Annotated in this window: 11 protein-coding genes; 7 read left to right on the top strand and 4 right to left on the bottom strand. The window is 58.2% G+C overall.

What is annotated here, in order from left to right; translation table 11 throughout:
• Nucleotides 1-232: 232 nt before the first annotated feature.
• Complete coding sequence (locus tag ACB042_RS03730) at nt 233-1,759, bottom strand: fumarate hydratase (protein WP_005345328.1); 1,527 nt, start codon at nt 1,757-1,759, stop codon at nt 233-235.
• A 294-nt stretch (nt 1,760-2,053) separates the two neighbouring features.
• Between ACB042_RS03730 and pabB the strand changes: the two genes are divergently transcribed.
• The 3 genes from pabB (at nt 2,054) to ACB042_RS03715 (ending at nt 5,461) form a co-directional block, all read left to right on the top strand.
• Nucleotides 2,054-3,337, top strand: a complete 1,284-nt coding sequence (gene pabB / locus ACB042_RS03725) for an aminodeoxychorismate synthase component I (protein ID WP_371177834.1) — start codon at nt 2,054-2,056, stop codon at nt 3,335-3,337.
• Between the two features lie 42 nt (nt 3,338-3,379).
• Nucleotides 3,380-3,946 carry a CoA pyrophosphatase gene (locus tag ACB042_RS03720; protein ID WP_005351753.1) on the top strand — a complete coding sequence of 189 codons (567 nt, stop codon included), beginning with the start codon at nt 3,380-3,382 and terminating at the stop codon, nt 3,944-3,946.
• Nucleotides 3,947-4,162: 216 nt separating this feature from the next.
• Nucleotides 4,163-5,461 carry a serine/threonine transporter gene (locus tag ACB042_RS03715; protein ID WP_005345325.1) on the top strand — a complete coding sequence of 433 codons (1,299 nt, stop codon included), beginning with the start codon at nt 4,163-4,165 and terminating at the stop codon, nt 5,459-5,461.
• Nucleotides 5,462-6,015: 554 nt separating this feature from the next.
• On the opposite strand, the gene sstT is transcribed toward ACB042_RS03715, so the two are convergent.
• A complete protein-coding gene (gene sstT, locus ACB042_RS03710) occupies nt 6,016-7,266 on the bottom strand; it encodes a serine/threonine transporter SstT (protein WP_103251982.1) in 1,251 nt (416 codons plus the stop codon).
• A gap of 355 nt (nt 7,267-7,621) precedes the next feature.
• On the opposite strand from sstT, the gene ACB042_RS03705 reads away from it, so the two are divergent.
• From ACB042_RS03705 to ACB042_RS03690, 4 genes are all read left to right on the top strand, one after another.
• Nucleotides 7,622-9,538 carry an ATP-dependent DNA helicase RecQ gene (locus tag ACB042_RS03705; protein ID WP_371177817.1) on the top strand — a complete coding sequence of 639 codons (1,917 nt, stop codon included), beginning with the start codon at nt 7,622-7,624 and terminating at the stop codon, nt 9,536-9,538.
• Between the two features lie 591 nt (nt 9,539-10,129).
• A complete protein-coding gene (locus ACB042_RS03700; protein ID WP_005333223.1) occupies nt 10,130-12,052 on the top strand; it encodes a PrkA family serine protein kinase in 1,923 nt (640 codons plus the stop codon).
• A gap of 23 nt (nt 12,053-12,075) precedes the next feature.
• On the top strand, nt 12,076-13,347 hold the full coding sequence (locus tag ACB042_RS03695) for a YeaH/YhbH family protein (RefSeq protein ID WP_005351738.1): 1,272 nt from the start codon (nt 12,076-12,078) through the stop codon (nt 13,345-13,347).
• A 9-nt stretch (nt 13,348-13,356) separates the two neighbouring features.
• The gene (locus ACB042_RS03690; RefSeq protein WP_371177816.1) at nt 13,357-14,877 is read left to right on the top strand and encodes a SpoVR family protein; all 1,521 of its coding nucleotides are present in this window, start codon (nt 13,357-13,359) and stop codon (nt 14,875-14,877) included.
• Nucleotides 14,878-15,045: 168 nt separating this feature from the next.
• On the opposite strand, the gene fadJ is transcribed toward ACB042_RS03690, so the two are convergent.
• Together fadJ and fadI are read right to left on the bottom strand one after the other, a co-directional pair.
• A complete protein-coding gene (gene fadJ / locus ACB042_RS03685) occupies nt 15,046-17,193 on the bottom strand; it encodes a fatty acid oxidation complex subunit alpha FadJ (RefSeq protein ID WP_371177833.1) in 2,148 nt (715 codons plus the stop codon).
• Complete coding sequence (fadI, locus tag ACB042_RS03680) at nt 17,193-18,503, bottom strand: acetyl-CoA C-acyltransferase FadI (RefSeq protein WP_113739488.1); 1,311 nt, start codon at nt 18,501-18,503, stop codon at nt 17,193-17,195. Before fadI ends, fadJ begins: the two co-directional genes overlap by 1 nt.
• Nucleotides 18,504-18,562: the final 59 nt, after the last annotated feature.

Below are 18,562 nucleotides of genomic sequence, written 5' to 3'. Positions count from 1 at the left end.
CGGAGCGGCCGCATCATGCGTTGAAATACAGAACCCCCGATGCGGTACATAGGGGGTTCTGAGTAGAGAAATGCTAGTTGAAAATGTGTAAACCTATTTCAGGACTAGACACTGCTTGCCGCAAACGGCCAACCTGAGCCCATAACAGGCCAGCCAAAGCAAAAAGGCGCATCCGGATGGACGCGCCTTGTTTACCTGGCCGATGCCGTTAACCGGCAGCGGGAACGCTCACTCAGGAGGAGAGTTTGCCATCCAGCTCGGCAATCTTGGCCGACCAGTAGGCAGGGCCGGTTTCGTGGATGTTGTTGCCTTCGGAATCGACCGCAACGGTCACCGGCATATCTTCCACTTCAAACTCGTAGATCGCTTCCATGCCGAGATCGGCAAAGGCCACCACGCGGGCCTTCTTGATGGCCTTGGCCACCAGATAGGCGGCGCCGCCGACCGCCATCAGATAGACAGCCTTGTGCTGCTTGATGCTCTCGACGGTTTTCGGGCCACGCTCGGATTTGCCGATCATGCCGATAAGGCCAGTTTCACCCAGCATCATGTCGGTGAACTTGTCCATCCGGGTGGAGGTGGTGGGGCCAGCCGGGCCAACTACTTCGTCACGCACCGCATCAACCGGGCCAACGTAATAGATAAAGCGGTTGGTGAAATCGACCCCTTCCGGCAGCCCTTCACCACGGGCCAGCATGTCGGCGATACGCTTGTGGGCTGCATCGCGACCGGTAAGGATTTTGCCCGATAGCAGCACGGTATCACCGCTCTTCCAGCTGGCCAGTTCGGCCTTGGTGATGCCATCGACGTTGACGCGGCGCACGTTGCCACCCGCTTCACGGGTGATCTCCGGCCAGTCGCTCAGTTTCGGCGGAGTCAGTTCGGCGGGGCCTGAACCATCCAGCTCGAAGTGAACGTGACGGGTCGCGGCGCAGTTGGGGATCATCACCACCGGCTTGGAGGCAGCATGAGTCGGCGCAGATTTCACCTTCACATCCAGCACGGTAGTGAGACCGCCCAGACCCTGGGCACCGATCCCCAGCTTGTTGACCTTGTCGTAGAGCTCGACCCGCAGCTTCTCTTCTGTGGTTTGCGGGCCACGGGCAATCAGCTCCTGAATGTCGATATGCTCCATCAAGGCCTCTTTGGCCAGTACCGCCGCTTTCTCGGCGGTACCGCCGATGCCGATGCCCAGCATGCCGGGCGGGCACCAGCCTGCGCCCATGGTCGGCACGGTTTTCAGCACCCACTCGACGATATCGTCAGAGGGGTTGAGCATCACCATCTTGGATTTGTTCTCGGAGCCGCCGCCTTTGGCCGCGATGCTCACTTCCACCTTGTTGCCGGGGATCATGTCGATATGCACCACGGCAGGGGCGTTGTCTTTGGTGTTTTTGCGACTGCCGGCCGGATCGGCCAGCACGGAGGCGCGCAGCGGGTTGTCAGGATTGGTGTAGGCACGACGGGTTCCTTCATCCACCATCTCCTGCACTGTCATGTCGCTGTCCCACTGCACCTGCATGCCGATCTTCACAAAACAGGTGACGATGCCGGTGTCCTGGCAGAGCGGACGATGACCTTCGGCGGACATGCGGGAGTTGATCAGGATCTGGGCCAGCGCATCTTTGGCGGCCGGGTTGGCCTCGCGGTCATACGCCGCTTTGGCAGCCTGAACAAAATCCAACGGGTGGTAATAGGAGATGTACTGGAGGGCATCTGCGATAGAATCGATGAAATCCTGTTTTTTTATAATGCTCATATCATCCTCACTGGTCCTTGTCTCTGCCACGGAGCAGGGCAAGGGCTTCCATATGATGGGCCGTGCTGACGTGCTGGCTAAAAACTATCAACCAGCAAAAAACGAACGACACGGCAGTTTTTTCTTAAGTCACCGACACCTATGATACGCTTGCCCACCAGCACCGACTAGGGTTCGGGAACCAAACTGTTGCCTGTGTAACATAAAATGACGCCAACACTTCATATCCATCATCTAGACCACAGTGCTGAACTCCATCAGCTTTTTGCCCGCCTGCAACATCAGCCGTGGGCCATGTTGCTGGAATCGGCGGGACCACTCGGTGCCGATAACGGCTTTGATATCATCACTGCCGATCCGCTGGCGACCCTCGAAACCCGTGGCGAGGTGACCACTCTGCGTGTCGGGGCGAATATCAGCAAACACCACGAAGATCCCCTCGCCCTGCTGGCCCATACCCAGCAACAGCTGCTGGGGGAGCTGGATTTGTGTGCCACTCACCTGCCCTTTATTGGCGGCGCCCTCGGTTTGTTTGGCTATGATCTCGGCCGTCGTTTCGAGCGACTGCCAGTGCAGGCCGCCGCCGATATCGCGGTGCCAGACATGGCGGTAGGTATCTACGACTGGGCGCTGCTGCGCAATGTGGCGACCGACGACTGGCAGCTGGTGCACTGGGGGGATAAAGCGGGCCTTGCCAACCGGCTGGCCTGGCTTGAACAGCAGCAGGCCAAACCGGCCCCCGCTTTTGCCTTGCAGGGGTCGTGGCAGAGCAATATGAGCCGCGCCGAGTATGGCGAGAAGTTTGCCCGCATTCAGGAATATCTCGCCGCGGGGGATTGCTACCAGATCAACCTGACCCAGCGTTTCAGCGCCCCCTATCAGGGGGATGAGTGGCAGGCCTACTGCCTGCTGGCAACCGCCAACAAGGCCCCCTTCTCAGCCTTTATCCGTTTGCCGGAGAGCGCGCTGCTGAGCCTATCCCCCGAGCGGTTCCTGCTGCTCGATGGCCGTCATATCGAAACCAAACCCATCAAGGGCACTCGCCCTCGCCACCCGGATTCGGTGACCGATCGGCAAGTCGCACGGGAGCTGGCGCAGGCCGACAAGGACAGATCAGAGAATCTGATGATCGTTGATCTGCTGCGCAACGACATCGGTCGGGTCAGCCGGCCGGGCTCGGTCAGCGTGCCTCATCTCTTTGCAGTGGAGTCGTTTCCGGCGGTACATCATCTGGTCTCCACCATCCACGGTGAGCTGGATGCACGCTGGCAAGGGGTCGATCTGCTGCGCGCCTGTTTCCCGGGTGGCTCCATCACCGGCGCCCCCAAGATCCGCGCCATGGAGATCATCGAAGAGCTGGAGCCCCAGCGCCGCAATGCCTATTGCGGCAGCATCGGCTATCTCAGCCAGCATGGCCGGATGGATACCAGCATCTGCATTCGCACTTTGATCGCCGAAGCGGGTCGCCTGCACTGCTGGGCCGGTGGCGGCATCATCGCCGACTCCGACGCCGACAGCGAATATCAGGAGACCTATGACAAGGTCGCCCGCATCCTGCCGCCGCTGTCGGCGCTGTAACCCTCCCCACTGTCTGGCCAACGCACAGGAGAGCTCCCCGCCATGGATCGCCACGAACTGCTGACCCGCTTCCAGTTGCAGCGACCCGCCCCGGCCCATCGACTCGCCATCGGCGGGCTCAGTCCGGCGGCGGTGTTGATCCCGGTGGTGATGCGCGATGAGGGGCTCAGCGTGTTATTGACCCGGCGCAGCCCCCGGCTGCGTCATCATGGGGGGCAGATCAGCTTCCCCGGCGGGCGACAGGATCCCGGCGACGAGAACCTGATTGCCACGGCGCTGCGGGAGACCGAAGAGGAGCTAGGCATTCCGGCACGGCTGATCGAGGTGATCGGCACCCTCAACCCGCTCAATACGGTGTCACGATTCGAGGTACTGCCGGTGCTGGGGCTGCTCGATGGCAACTATCCCCTCATCCTGAGTCCGGATGAGGTGGATCACGCCTTCGAAGTGCCGCTGACACATCTGCTGGATCGGCGCAACCACATCCCACTGACCCTTTCCAGAGGGGGGAAAGCACACACCATCTACTGGATCCCCTGGCAACAGCACTTTATCTGGGGGGCTACCGCCAGCATGATCAACCAGCTAGCCCAGCATCTCGCAAAATAACAATTTACCTACATTTGGCTGAGCGAGATTTAATCATTAACACTAAAATAACGTGCCAATTGATAAACAATAATTGAATTTTTCTTGTTTTGATCACATTTCCATAAGAAAGTGCGGTTTTTCGTGCCGTAAAGATGAATTTGATCAACATTTTTGATTAGAAAAACCGTATCCTTGCGCCGACTTAATAAGAACCACACATTCGGGGTGAGATAGATGTCAAACACAGTCACTGGCACGCAGGGAGTTGCGGCGTCAACAGAGCAAGGGATCAGCTCTACTCAAACCACTCGTTGGGAAAAACGCGACTCTACCTGGGTCATCAGTCTGTTCGGGACCGCAGTTGGCGCGGGGATCCTGTTCCTGCCGATCAACGCGGGTATGGGCGGTTTCTGGCCGCTGGTTGTCATGGCGCTGCTGGTAGGTCCCATGACCTATCTGGCCCACCGTGGTCTGGCCCGCTTCGTGCTCTCCTCCAAAAAGCCAAATGCAGACATCACCGAAGTGGTGGAAGAGCACTTTGGCGTGGGTGCCGGTAAATTAATCACTCTGCTCTACTTCTTCGCCATCTACCCCATCGTGCTTATCTATGGCGTGGGCATCACCAACACCGTCGAAAGCTTTATGGTCAACCAGCTGCAGATGAGTGCCCCGCCGCGCTGGATCCTCTCCATCGTGCTGATCATGGGCATGATGTCGGTGATGCTGGCCGGTGAAAAGCTGATGCTGAAAGTGACCGAGCTGCTGGTTTATCCGCTGATCGCCATTCTGGCCGGTATCTCCCTCTACCTGATCCCGGACTGGACCGGCGCGGCGCTGGAGCAAGTGCCCTCTGCCAAGGATTTCGCCACTACCCTGTGGCTGACCATCCCGGTACTGGTCTTCTCCTTCAACCACAGCCCGGCTATCTCCAGCTTCTCTCTGGCCCAGCGCCGCGACCACGGTGATCAGGCTGTCGAGAAAGCCGATGCCATCCTCAAGCGTACCGCCATGGTGCTGCTGGGCTTCGTGATGTTCTTCGTCTTCTCTTGCGTCATGAGCCTGACACCGGCCCAGCTGGCGGAAGCCAAGGCTCAGAACATCGCCGTGCTCTCCTATCTGGCCAACCAGCATGCCAGCCCCATCATCTCCTACTTCGGTCCGCTGGTTGCGTTCGTCGCCATCGTATCCTCCTTCTTCGGCCACTATCTGGGTGCCCGTGAAGGTCTGAAGGGGATGATCGTGCAGAACATGCGCAAGTCAGGCAAAGAGCCGAACGCCAAGAAAGTCGAGATGTTCATCATCGCCTTCTTCATCCTGACCCTGTGGGGCACTGCCATTGCCAACCCCTCCATCCTGGGCATGATTGAATCCTTGGGCGGCCCGATCATCGCTACCATCCTGTTCATCATGCCGATGTACGCCATCAAGCGCGTACCGGCCATGGCGAAGTATCAGGGCCATATCAGCAACGTATTTGTCGCAGTGATGGGGATGATCGCCATCTCCGCCATCCTCTATCAGCTGGTCGGTTAATCCCCCACCTGACACTGATAGCAAAAAGCCAGCCGAACTCTCGGCTGGCTTTTTTATCTCTGCACTCTGTGCCACCGCGATTACCCTGCTCTCTCCTTATTACTCTCCTCACCTTTTTGGATATCTGCATGCTCACCAGCGCCATGCCAGAGCACATCGGGTATCAACATGACCCCCCCTGCCCGCAGCTCAATATCGCCAACACGTTTACTCCCCCTCACCAAACCATGATGGCGTGTCTAATAAGACGGGTTGGGCTCATCTGCCGCAGCCAGCTATCTTCGTTCTTATGTGATGCTGTGATTGTCTTGAAGATCTGGGGTAAGCCATAGCAATCGGCTCTTGGCAGAGCAGGCAAAAATGTGTAACGCACAACAGAAGGAGGAAGCACGACTCAAAGGGATAAAGATAAGGCAGCGCCCTAGACAAGGGCGACAGAATGTCCGGCACATCAGCCAAAGAGCCTGCTTAAAGAGGAAAAGAGAGCAAATCCGGCAATAAAAAGCGCCCTCCGAAGAGGGCGCAAGTGTGTTGCGAAACTGACCGTTACGAGATCAGGCTTCGCGGCTCGGTACCGGAGCCACATCCAGCAGGGTTTCATCTTCAGCCATGCAAGCTGCGGCGGTGAACAGCACGTCGGTGGAGCTGTTAAGGGCTGTCTCGGCAGAATCCTGCAACACGCCGATGATAAAGCCGACAGCAACCACCTGCATGGCGATATCGTTGCTGATACCAAACAGACTGCAGGCCAGCGGGATCAGCAGCAAGGAGCCGCCCGCCACACCGGAGGCGCCACAGGCACTGATGGTGGCGACCACGGAGAGCAGAATGGCCGTTGCCATGTCCACTTCCATCCCCAGGGTATGTACCGCCGCCATGGCGAGCACAGTGATGGTGATGGCCGCACCCGCCATGTTGATGGTGGCACCCAGCGGGATGGAGACAGCGTAGGTATCTTTGGGCAGGCGCAGTTTTTCACAGAGCGCCATGTTGACCGGGATGTTGGCGGCAGAGCTGCGGGTAAAGAAGGCGGTCACACCGCTCTCTTTGAGGCAAGTCAGCACCAGCGGATAGGGGTTGCGCTTGATCTTCCAGAAGACGATCAACGGGTTGACCACGAAGGCGATAAACAGCATGCAGCCGATCAGCACCACCAGCAGTTGGGCATAGCCAAACAGGGCGTCAAAGCCGGTCTCTGCCAGAGTGGAAGCAACCAGACCCAGGATCCCGAGCGGAGCACAGCGGATCACCGCTTTCACGATGGCGGAGACACCGTGAGACAGGTCAGTGATGAGCGCCTTGGTGCTCTCGTTGGCATGGCGCATGGCGATACCCAGACCGATGGCCCACGCCAGGATCCCGATATAGTTGGCATCCATCAGCGCCTTGACCGGGTTGGTCACCACGTTGAACAGCAGGGTCTGCAGCACCTCTGTGATCCCGCCTGGCGGGGTGATCTCGGCAGTATTGGCCACCAGATGGAGGTTGGAGGGGAACAGGAAGCTGGCAATCACCGCGACCACGGCCGCAGAGAAGGTACCAAACAGGTAGAGCGCCAGCAGCGGGCGAATATTGGTCTTCTGACCCTGCTTGTGACCAATGATGGCCGCCATCACCAGTACGAATACCAGCAGCGGGGCTACCGCTTTCAGTGCACCAACGAACAGACTGCCGAGCAGACCTGCCGTTTTCGCCCACTCGGGCGCAAACAGTGCCAGCAAGATACCGAATACCAGACCAACCAGGATCTGGCTGACCAGGCTGGTGCTATTGACCAGCCGAAGGAGGGGGTGTTGTTGTGTCATCAAAAAAGTCCCTAAGCACCGTAGTGCATGAATCATGAGTCCTGTCTGCAACCACTCATCGGGAAACCCCTGTCGCCCGAATGTGGTGTCTGTGGCCAGCCTTCTGTCGGGCCGATCCGCCAGTCACCGGATTGCATGACGGAATATCCCATTCGCCATCTTTTTTTTCCAGAGACTCACCAAAAAATATCCCGTTTCCATCACAAAAAACCGCAACAAAACCTTAACCACAGCGCAACCACCCATTTTCGTACGTTTTATCGACACTCTCTGCCCTCACCCTCACGACTATTCCTGTGTCATCCATGACCGGCATCGCTGTGCTATCATCCCCCATTTGCCGCGGAGCCTTGCCATGATCACATCCCTGCTCAACCAGTATTTTGGTTTCTCAGCACTCAGGCCAGGTCAGGAGGCGGTGATCAGCCGGGTGCTGGCAGGTCAGAGTGCCGCCGCCATCTTTCCCACCGGCTCCGGCAAGTCCCTCTGTTATCAACTGCCGGCCCTCGCCCTGCCTCACCTGACCCTGGTTATCTCGCCGCTGCTGGCGCTGATGCACGATCAGCTCGCCTTCCTCAAAAGCAAGGGAATAAGCGCCGCCACCCTCGACTCAAGCCAGAGTCCGGAGGAGAGCCGACGAGTGATGCAGCAGGCGCTGGATGGCCAGCTCAAGATCCTGATGATCTCGGTGGAGCGACTCAAGAACGAGCGCTTTCGCCGCTTTATCCAGCAAGTGCCGCTCTCGCTGATGGTCGTCGATGAGGCGCACTGTATCTCGGAGTGGGGCCACAACTTTCGCCCCGACTACCTCAAGTTGCCGAGCTATCGCCATGACCTCAAGATCCCGCAGGTGTTGCTGCTCACCGCCACCGCCACACCGGCGGTTATTCAGGATATGCAGACCAAATTCGGCATCGAACCGGAGGGGGTCGTGGTCACCGGTTTCTACCGATCCAATCTTGATCTGGCGGTCATTCCCCTATCGCCCGACGCGCGGGATAGCTGGCTCGCGCAGGAGTTGGCCAACGATCCGGCGGCCCCCACCATCGTCTACGTCACCTTGCAACACACCGCAGAAGCCTGTGCCGAGCAACTCATTAGAGAAGGGATCAACGCCCGCGCCTATCATGCCGGACTCGACTCGGCGCTGCGCAGTCAGATCCAGCACGACTTCATGGCGGGCAAGGTGGATTGCATCGTCGCCACCATCGCCTTTGGCATGGGGATCGACAAAGCGGATATCCGGCGGGTCATTCACTACGATCTGCCCAAATCTATCGAGAACTACAGCCAGGAGATTGGCCGCGCCGGACGGGATGGCCAACCATCGCGCTGTATCGTGCTGGCCAACCAGAGCCAGCTGCCGGTGCTGGAGAACTTCGTCTACGGCGATACGCCGGATTTGAGTGCCATCCTCCAGCTCCTTGCCCTCATCAAACAGAGCGGGAGCGAGTGGGAATTCACCCTGCTGCGCCTCTCCAACGACACCAATATCCGCCAGTTGCCCCTTAAAACCCTGCTGGTCTATCTGGAGATGGCAGGCATCATCACCCCGGCCTACAGCTACTACGCCGACTACCGCTTCAAGTTTGTGCTGGATAAAGGCGAGATAGTGAGCCGCTTCAATCCGGATCGTCGCCAGTTTCTGGAGCAGCTGTTCGCCTGCGCCCCGCAAGCCCGCAGTTGGTGCACCATGGACTTTGACGCCCTCTGGCAGGGCTATCAAGGGGAGCGACAGCGGGCGGTTGCGGCGCTCGACTACCTGCAGCAGCAAGGCTGGATCGAGCTTGAAAGCAAACAGATGACCGAGGTCTACCGGATCACCCGTCAGGGGTGGGACAACGAGCAGGAGGCAAAAGCCCTGCACACCCTGTTCCTGCAAAAAGAGCAAAGTGAGCTGGCCAGACTGCAAGCCATGCTCGACTTTTTCACCTCGGATGAGTGCCTGAGCCACCGCCTCGCCCGCTATTTTGCCGATGAGGTGGCGCCGGTTCATTGTGGCCACTGTTCGGTTTGTCGCGGCAAGGTGGCACATCTCCCTCCCCTGCCCCAACTGGCCATGCCAAACGAGGCGGGGATCCGCGCCTGGTGCGATCCGCTGATTGCCAAGACAGGTTCGGTGGATGCGCGTGTTCTGGCCCGTTTTTTGTGTGGTATCGCCACACCGCTGACCAGCCGGGTCAAGGCCAAATCGCTGGCGGGCGCAGGCCAACTGGCCGCCCACCCGTTTGCCCGCGTCCTGGCGGCAGTGCAACAAGCCTACCCTTGCTAGGTGAGTGCTGGCGGCGTCAATAGCCACCAGCAGAAACAAGCGTTTACAGACGCAGAAAAAGAAGACCCTCGCGGTTGCGAGGGTCAAGCCAACGGAAACGTGCTTAAACAGAGCTTGGTGAGGCAACAGTCAACTCTCTTGCTAAAGCGTCTTGCTGCTCACACATCGCCAATCTATTGCACTCAAAATGTAGCGTCAATGTAAAAATTAGAGCCTAAACTCCAAACAAGGTAACTTACGTTGACGTTCACGTAATGGCATTTCTATTCATAACCCCGCCAACCCGCAGCCCCATTGCCTTTCGTCAAACCCCTTAATCTTTTCGCAATAAGTTCCCTGTTTCCCATAAACATTTATTTTTTATGTCTTTGACATTTACCTCACTATCGTGGCAAAAATAATTTAACAGTCAGTAACATAGCGGTGTTGTTGACTGACCCTCCCCGCACAAGGATCGGGCAGGTTTCTTCAGAATTTAACCTATCAACCGTGATGGATTACTGGAGTCTGTTGACTAGGCTTTAAAAGCGCACAACACAAAAGCAGTCATCCACTTTTTTCAGGGTAAGCGACTATAACGAGGGCAAAGTTATGGGCATATTCGAGCATTACCAACAGCGATATGAAAAAGCGAGAGAAGAGGAATATACCATCCAGGAGTTCCTGGATATGTGTAAGCAGGACAAAGCCTGCTACGCCTCCGCAGCCGAACGTCTGCTGACCGCCATTGGTGAGCCGGAGATGGTAGACACCTCAGCCAACCCCAGACTGAGCCGACTCTTCTCCAACCGCGTCGTGGCACGCTATCCCGCCTTCAAGGATTTCTACGGGATGGAAGAGGCCATCGAACAGATCGTCTCCTACCTCAAACACTCCGCCCAGGGGCTGGAGGAGAAGAAACAGATCCTCTATCTGCTGGGCCCCGTTGGCGGCGGTAAATCCTCGCTGGCAGAGAAACTCAAATCCCTGATGCAGAAGGTGCCCATCTATCGCATCAAGGGCTCACCGGTCAACGATCACCCCTTCTGTCTGTTTGACATCGAAGAAGATGGGGAGATCCTGGAAAAAGAGTACGGCATCCCGCGCCGTTACCTGCGTCCCATCATGTCCCCCTGGGTGGCAAAACGCCTGCACGAGTTTGGCGGCGACATCACCAAGTTCAAGGTGGAGAAGGTCAACCCTTCCATTCTCGATCAGATTGCCATAGCCAAAACGGAACCGGGTGATGACAACAACCAGGATATCTCCTCACTGGTCGGCAAGGTCGACATCCGCATGCTGGAGCACTTCGCCCAGGATGACGCCGATGCCTACTCCTACTCAGGTGCGCTGTGTAAAGCGAACCAGGGGGTGATGGAGTTTGTGGAGATGTTCAAGGCCCCCATCAAGGTGCTGCACCCGCTGCTGACAGCAACCCAGGAGGGTAACTACAACGGCACCGAGGGGCTCTCCGCCCTCCCCTTTGACGGCATTCTGCTGGCCCACTCCAACGAATCCGAGTGGCAGCAGTTCCGCAACAACAAGAACAACGAGGCCTTCCTCGACCGCGTTTACATCGTCAAGGTCCCTTACTGCCTGCGCGTCTCCGAAGAGGTGAAGATCTACGAGAAACTGCTGATCAACAGCGAGCTGACCGAGGCCAAATGCGCTCCGGGCACCCTCGAGCTGCTGGGCCAGTTCTCTGTGTTGTCACGGCTGAAAGAGCCGGAAAACTCCAGCATCTACTCCAAGATGCGGGTCTATGATGGCGAGAGCCTGAAAGACACCGATCCCAAGGCGAAGAGCTATCAGGAGTATCGCGACTACGCCGGTGTGGACGAGGGGATGAATGGTCTCTCTACTCGCTTTGCGTTCAAGATCCTCTCCCGCGTCTTCAACTTCGACCACGCGGAAGTGGCCGCCAACCCGGTGCATCTCTTCTATGTGCTGGAGCAGCAGATCGAGCGCGAGCAGTTCCCGCAAGAGCTGCACGATCGCTACCTTGAGTTCATCAAGGGCTATCTGACCCCGCGCTATGTGGAGTTCATCGGCAAGGAGATCCAGACTGCCTATCTCGAGTCCTACTCCGAGTACGGTCAGAACATCTTTGATCGCTACGTCACCTACGCCGACTTCTGGATCCAGGATCAGGAGTACCGTGATCCCGAAACCGGCCAGCTGTTTGACAGAGCGTCTCTCAACAGCGAGCTGGAGAAAATTGAAAAACCCGCCGGGATCAGCAACCCGAAGGATTTCCGTAACGAAATCGTCAACTTCGTGCTGCGTGCCCGGGCCAACAATGCAGGCCGTAACCCCAACTGGACCAGTTACGAGAAGCTGCGCACCGTGATCGAGAAGAAGATGTTCTCCAACACGGAAGAGCTGCTGCCGGTTATCTCCTTCAACAGCAAAACCTCGGCCGAGGAGCAGAAGAAGCACGATAACTTTGTCGAACGGATGATGGAGAAAGGCTACACCCGCAAACAGGTGCGACTGCTCTCCGAATGGTATCTCAGGGTACGCAAGTCATCCTGACCCTGACTGTTCAAGGGGGAGTTATGGCGCATTTTATCGACCGCAGGCTCAACGGCAAAAACAAAAGCGCTGTCAATCGGCAGCGCTTCATTCGCCGCTACAAGAAGCAGATAAAACAAGCGGTCTCGGATGCTGTCTCCAAGCGCAGCATTCAGGACGTAGACAAGGGCGAAAGCATCAGCATCCCGACCAAGGATATCGGCGAGCCCCATTTTCATCAGGGGCACGGCGGTAAACGGGAGATGGTGCATCCCGGCAATGATCAGTTCGTCTCCGGCGACAAGATTGACCGCCCCAAAGGAGGGGGCGGTGGACAGGGTTCCGGCGAGGGACAGGCATCCAATCAGGGAGAAGGGGCCGATGATTTCGTGTTCCAGATCTCCAAGGATGAGTATCTCGATCTGTTGTTTGAAGACCTGGAGCTGCCCAGGCTGCAGAAAACCCAGCTCAACCAGCTGATGGAGGTGAAAACCTATCGGGCGGGCTACACCTCAAACGGGGTGCCCGCCAACATCAACGTGGTGCGTTCCCTGCAAAATTCGCTGGCACGTCGCATGGCGCTGCAAGCAGGCAAGAAACGCCAATTGCATGAACTGGAAGATCGGCTGGCCCTGCTGGCCAACGATCCCAACGAGCACTTTGCCGAAATAGCCCTGCTCGAGAAGGAGATTAGGGAGCTGAAACGACGGATCGATGCGGTGCCGTTTATTGACACCTTCGACCTCAAATTCAACAACTTCGTCAAACGGCCCGTCCCTTCCAGTCAGGCGGTGATGTTCTGCCTGATGGACGTATCGGGCTCCATGGATCAGGCCACCAAGGAGATGGCTAAGCGTTTCTATATCCTGCTCTATCTGTTCCTGAGCCGGACCTATAAGAATGTCGAGGTGGTCTATATCCGCCACCATACCCAGGCCAAGGAGGTGGACGAGCACGAGTTCTTCTACTCCCAGGAGACCGGCGGCACCATCGTCTCCAGCGCCCTCAAGATGATGAATGACATCATCAACGAGCGTTACCCCGCCAACCAGTGGAACATCTATGCGGCGCAGGCATCGGATGGTGACAACTGGGCTGATGACTCACCGCAATGCAGGGAGATCCTGGCGCGGGACATCATGCCAAGGGTGCGGTACTACTCCTACATCGAGATCACCACCCGTGCTCACCAGACCCTGTGGCACGAATATGAGTCGGTAGCCAGCCAGTTCCCCCACTTTGCGATGGAGCACATTCGCAAGGTCGAGGATATCTATCCGGTGTTCCGCGAGCTGTTCAAGAAACAAGCGGCGTGAGGAGGTCACATGATCGAAACAGAAAAACGTGTAGCGCCACTGGATGACGGACCAGACTGGAACTTCGATCTGCTGGAGACCTATCACCAGGAGATCGCCCGGGTCGCCCGTTTCTACAAGCTGGACACCTACCCCAACCAGATCGAGGTGATCACCGCCGAGCAGATGATGGATGCCTACTCCAGCGTCGGCATGCCCATCGGCTATCAACACTGGTCGTTCGGCAAGCGCTTTATCCATACCGAGCGCAACTACAAGCGCGGCCAGATGGGGCTGGCCTACGAGATCGTCATCAACTCCGATCCCTGCATCGCCTACCTGATGGAGGAGAACACCATGCCGATGCAGGCGCTGGTGATGGCCCACGCCTGCTACGGTCACAACTCCTTCTTCAAGAACAACTACCTGTTCAAGGCCTGGACCGATGCCTCCTCCATCATCGACTACCTGCTGTTCGCCAAGAACTACATCACCCAGTGTGAAGAGAAGCATGGCATCGAGGCAGTGGAGCAGCTGCTCGACTCCTGCCATGCCCTGATGAACTTCGGGGTGGATCGCTACAAGCGTCCCCAGAAGATCTCGATGGCCGAGGAGACGCGGCGTCAGAAGGCGCGGGAAGATTATCTGCAAACTCAGGTCAACGAGCTGTGGCGTACCCTGCCCAAACAGCATAAAGCCGCGGGGGTAGAGGACAGGCGCTACCCCGCAGAGCCCCAGGAGAACATTCTCTACTTTATCGAGAAGAATGCCCCCTTGCTGGAGCCCTGGCAGCGGGAAGTGGTGCGCATCGTGCGCAAGATAAGCCAGTATTTCTATCCACAAAAGCAGACTCAGGTGATGAACGAGGGGTGGGCCACCTTCTGGCACTACACCATCCTCAATCACCTCTATGACGAGGGCAAACTGAGCGATCGCTTCATGATGGAGGTGCTGCACAGCCACACCAACGTGGTCTATCAACCTGCTTACAACAGCCGCTACTACTCGGGGATCAACCCCTATGCGCTGGGGTTTGCCATGTTTACCGACCTGCGCCGCATCTGCGAGAACCCGACCGAGGAAGATAGATACTGGTTCCCCGACTATGCCGGCAGCAACTGGGTCGAAACCCTCCACTTTGCCATGCAGAACTTCAAGGACGAGAGCTTTATCAGCCAGTTCCTCAGTCCCAAGGTGATGCGCGACATGAAGCTGTTCGCTATTGATGACGACGATCTGAAGAACTATCTGAAGGTCTCAGCCATCCACAATGACGAGGGGTACCGTCAGGTGCGCAATACCCTGTCGGCCCAGTACAACCTCAGCAATCTGGAGCCCAATATTCAGGTGTACAACGTCGCCGTGAAGGGGGATCGCTCCCTCACCCTGCGCTATGTGCCCCACAACCGCATCCCCCTTGGCGACTCACGCCATGAGGTGCTCAAACACCTGCATCAGCTGTGGGGATTCGACGTGGTGCTGGAACAGGATAACGGCGATCTGCCTGCAGATATCATCGGCCGCTGCCCGGAGCGCAAACCGGGGATCTGACCCGCGATCAGATATCTCTACGGCCCACTTCGGTGGGCCGTTTTTTAATCGGTTGCTTCTGCCAGAATGAGCGCAGCCCAAGCCGTACAACCCGAACAAACCACAATATAGAAAGAGGCCCGCATGGTGTGCGGGCCTCTTTGCCTTGCGGTCAATCGGCAGCGGTTATCAGTAGAAGGTCTGCTGCTCTGCGGCCATCGCCTTGAGGCGGGCACAGGGAGCAAACCGGTCGCCGTGGCGCTTCTGGTAATACTCCAGACGGCCAACCAGATGATCGATCCCGAGGGTATCCATGTAGCGGAACGGGCCGCCCAGGAAAGGCGGGAAACCGATGCCGAAGATGGCGCCGATATCACCATCACGGGCCGACGCCACCACACCGCTATCCAGCGCCATGGCCGCTTCGTTGAGCATCAACAATACGCAACGCTCGGCTATCTCCTGACGGGCCAGCTTTGCAGAAGGCTTGATGCCGAGCACGCCATAGACGCTCTCGTCCACCGTCTTCTTGCCCTCTTTGCCGGTCAGCTTGTTGCGCGGTGCCGCCTTGCCATAGAGGTAGAAGCCCTTGCCGTTCTTGCGTCCCTTGCGATCATTTTGCAGCAGCTTGTCGAACGCCTTGGGCGCCTGGAACTGCTCGCCGCCCAGCTCTTTCTCGAGAATGGGGGAGATCTTGGCGCCCACATCGATCCCCACCTCGTCCAGCAAGGTGATGGGGCCAACCGGGAAACCAAAGTCCAGCAGTGCGCTATCCAGCACCTCCACCGGCTCCCCTTCCAGCACCAGTCGCGCAGCTTCGTTCATGTAGGGCGCCAGGATGCGGTTGACATAGAAACCGGCTTCGTCCTTCACCACGATAGGCGTTTTGCCCTGGGCGCGGGCAAAGGCCAGAGTGGTGGCGACCGTCTCAGCACTGGTGCCAGCGTGGGGGATGATCTCCGCCAGCGGCATCTTGTCCACCGGGCTGAAGTAGTGCAGACCCACGACTCGCTCCGGGTGTGCCGCCTCTGCCGCAATCTGGTTGATGGGCAGTGAAGAGGTGTTGGAGGCAAACACTGTGTACTCACCGCACTCACGCTCCACGTCCTTCACCATCTGGTGTTTGAGATTGAGATCTTCAAACACCGCCTCCACCACCATGTCGACCCGGTGGAAACCGGAGTAGTCGAGGGTACCGGTCAACAGGCTCATCTGCTTTTCCAATTCGCTGCGCAAGATGTGACGGCGCTTGAGCTTCTTGGCCAGAATGTCATAGCTGTAGCGCATGGCATTGCCGATCCCGGCGCTTGCCACATCCTTGATCCGCACCGGCACGCCCGCCTTGGTAGCGGTGACGAACGCGATGCCGCCCCCCATCAGACCACCGCCCAGCACGGCGGCATGGGCCACCTTGCGCGGCTCGGCCCCCTGATAGGTGACCTCTTTCTTCATCTCGGTGGTGGCAAAGAAGATGGAACGCAGGGCCGCAGACTCAGCAGTCATCACCAGCTCGCCAAAGTGGCGGGATTCAGCGGCCAGACCGGCCTTCATCTCCTCCTCCACGCCGATGCGCACAACATCCAGGATCCGCTCCGGCGCCGGGTAGTTGCCGCGGGTCTTGGCTTTCACCCCCTTGCTGGCCTGATCGAACAGCACCTTGCGGCCCAGCTTGTTGGTCTCCAGCACCTTGCCCTGCAGATCCCGCTTCAACTGATGGCGCGGTTTGCCCTTCTTGGCCAGCTTGATAGCGGCATCCAACAGGATGGAAGGGGGCACCACATCGTCCACCAGCCCCAATTTCTTGGCCTGTTTGGCCCGCACCTGCTTGCCGGTCAGCATCAGATCCAGTGCCTTGGCCACCCCGATGAGGCGCGGCAGACGCTGGGTACCGCCAGAGCCCGGCAGCAGACCGAGCTGAACTTCCGGCAATCCCAGCACAGATTTGCCATGATCGGTCACCACCCGACCATGACAGGCCAGCGCCAGCTCCAGCCCGCCACCGAGGCAGGGGCCGTGAATGGCGGCGATGACCGGAATGGTCAGCCCCTCGATCTCGGCAAAGATCTCCTGCCCTTCTCGTGACAGGGTCTCGGCATCCTTGGCACTGGTGCAGGCGGCCAGCATGGTAATGTCAGCGCCGGCGATGAAGGAGTCCTTCTTGCCGGAGGTGATCACCAGCCCGATCAAATCCTTGTTGCGTTTTACCTCGTCCAGTACAGAGCGGATCTCCTCGACAAAGGCGGCCTTGAGGGTATTCATGCTCTCGCCCGGCACATCCATGGTGAGGATGCCGATGCCATCTTTTCGAACATCCAGGGAAAAAGTCTTAGCGCTCATCATTCAACCTCCAACACCATAGCCACGCCCAATCCACCCGCCGCACAAGCGGTGTTGAGCCCCAATCCCCCGCCGCGACGACGCAGCTCGTGCAGAGTCTGGGTGATCATCCGCGCACCGGTCGCGGCAAAGGGGTGGCCATAGGCCAGCGAACCGCCGAGGACGTTGAACTTCTCCATGTCCACCTCGCCGATGGCCTGATCGCGGCCCAGCTTGTCACGGGCAAACTCGTGGCTGGCAAACATCTTGAGGTTGGCCAAGGTCTGGGCGGCAAAGGCTTCATGCATGTCGATCAGGGTGAGATCACCGAGCGTGATACCGGCTCTGTCCAGCGCCAACGGCGTGGCATAGGAGGGCCCCATCAGCATGTCCTGCCAGACATCGATGGCCGAGAAGGCGAAGCTGCGGATATAGCCAAGCGGTTCGAGGCCCAGCTCTTTGGCTCGCCCTTCCCGCATCAACAGCACGGCAGCGGCGCCGTCAGTGAGCGGGGTGGCATTGGCAGCAGTGACTGTGCCATGGACTCGGTCAAACACCGGCTTGAGCTTGGCGTAGCTCGCGAGATCCGAGCTTTCACGGATATTGTTGTCCCGCTCGAGCGGCGACTTGTAGGGCGGCACATGGGCGGTAAACACCTCGCCACTGAGCTTGCCATCAGCCCAAGCCTGCGCGGCCAGAGTGTGGGAGCGGTGAGCCAGCGCATCTTGCGCCTCGCGGCTGATCTGGTGACTCTTGGCCATCTGCTCGGCGGTCTGTCCCATCGAAAGTCCCGTAGAGTATTCCGCCACGGCAGGCGGCACCGGCAGCAGATCCTTGACCCGCAGCTGGCGTAAAATGTTGAAGCGCTGCTGCAGATTGCGCGCCTTGTTGAGATCCACCAGGGCGCGGGCCAGCTTCTTGCTCACTCCGATAGGCAGTACGGAGGAGGAGTCAGCACCGCCAGCGATGGCGATGTCTACGGTACCGGCCATGATGGATTCGGTGACGTTGGCCACCGCCTGAAAGCTGGTGGCGCAGGCGCGGGAGACGCTATAGGCATCGGTATTGACGCTCATGCCGGTACCGAGCACGATCTCGCGGGCAATATTGGGGGCTTCCGGCATCTGAACCACCTGACCAAACACCAGCTGGTCGATAAGCTTGGGGTCGAGATCGGTACGGGCGAGCATCTCGCTCACCACCAGTTTGCCGAGATCGACTGCAGGCACGCCATGAAAGGCGGTGGCCTGCTTGGCAAAGGGGGTACGCAGCCCCGCCACGACGGCAATCCGTTCGCCCTGGCGAGTCGTCAGTTTCAATGGCTGTTTCATCCTGGCTCCTTGGTTTAAAAGGCAGAGGTCTGACCTCATTGCGCCACATCTTAACAATC

Source organism: Aeromonas sp. S13(2024), assembly GCF_041402405.1.
GTDB classification, from domain to species: domain Bacteria; phylum Pseudomonadota; class Gammaproteobacteria; order Enterobacterales; family Aeromonadaceae; genus Aeromonas; species Aeromonas veronii.
This window is presented reverse-complemented; position numbering and strand designations above follow the sequence as displayed.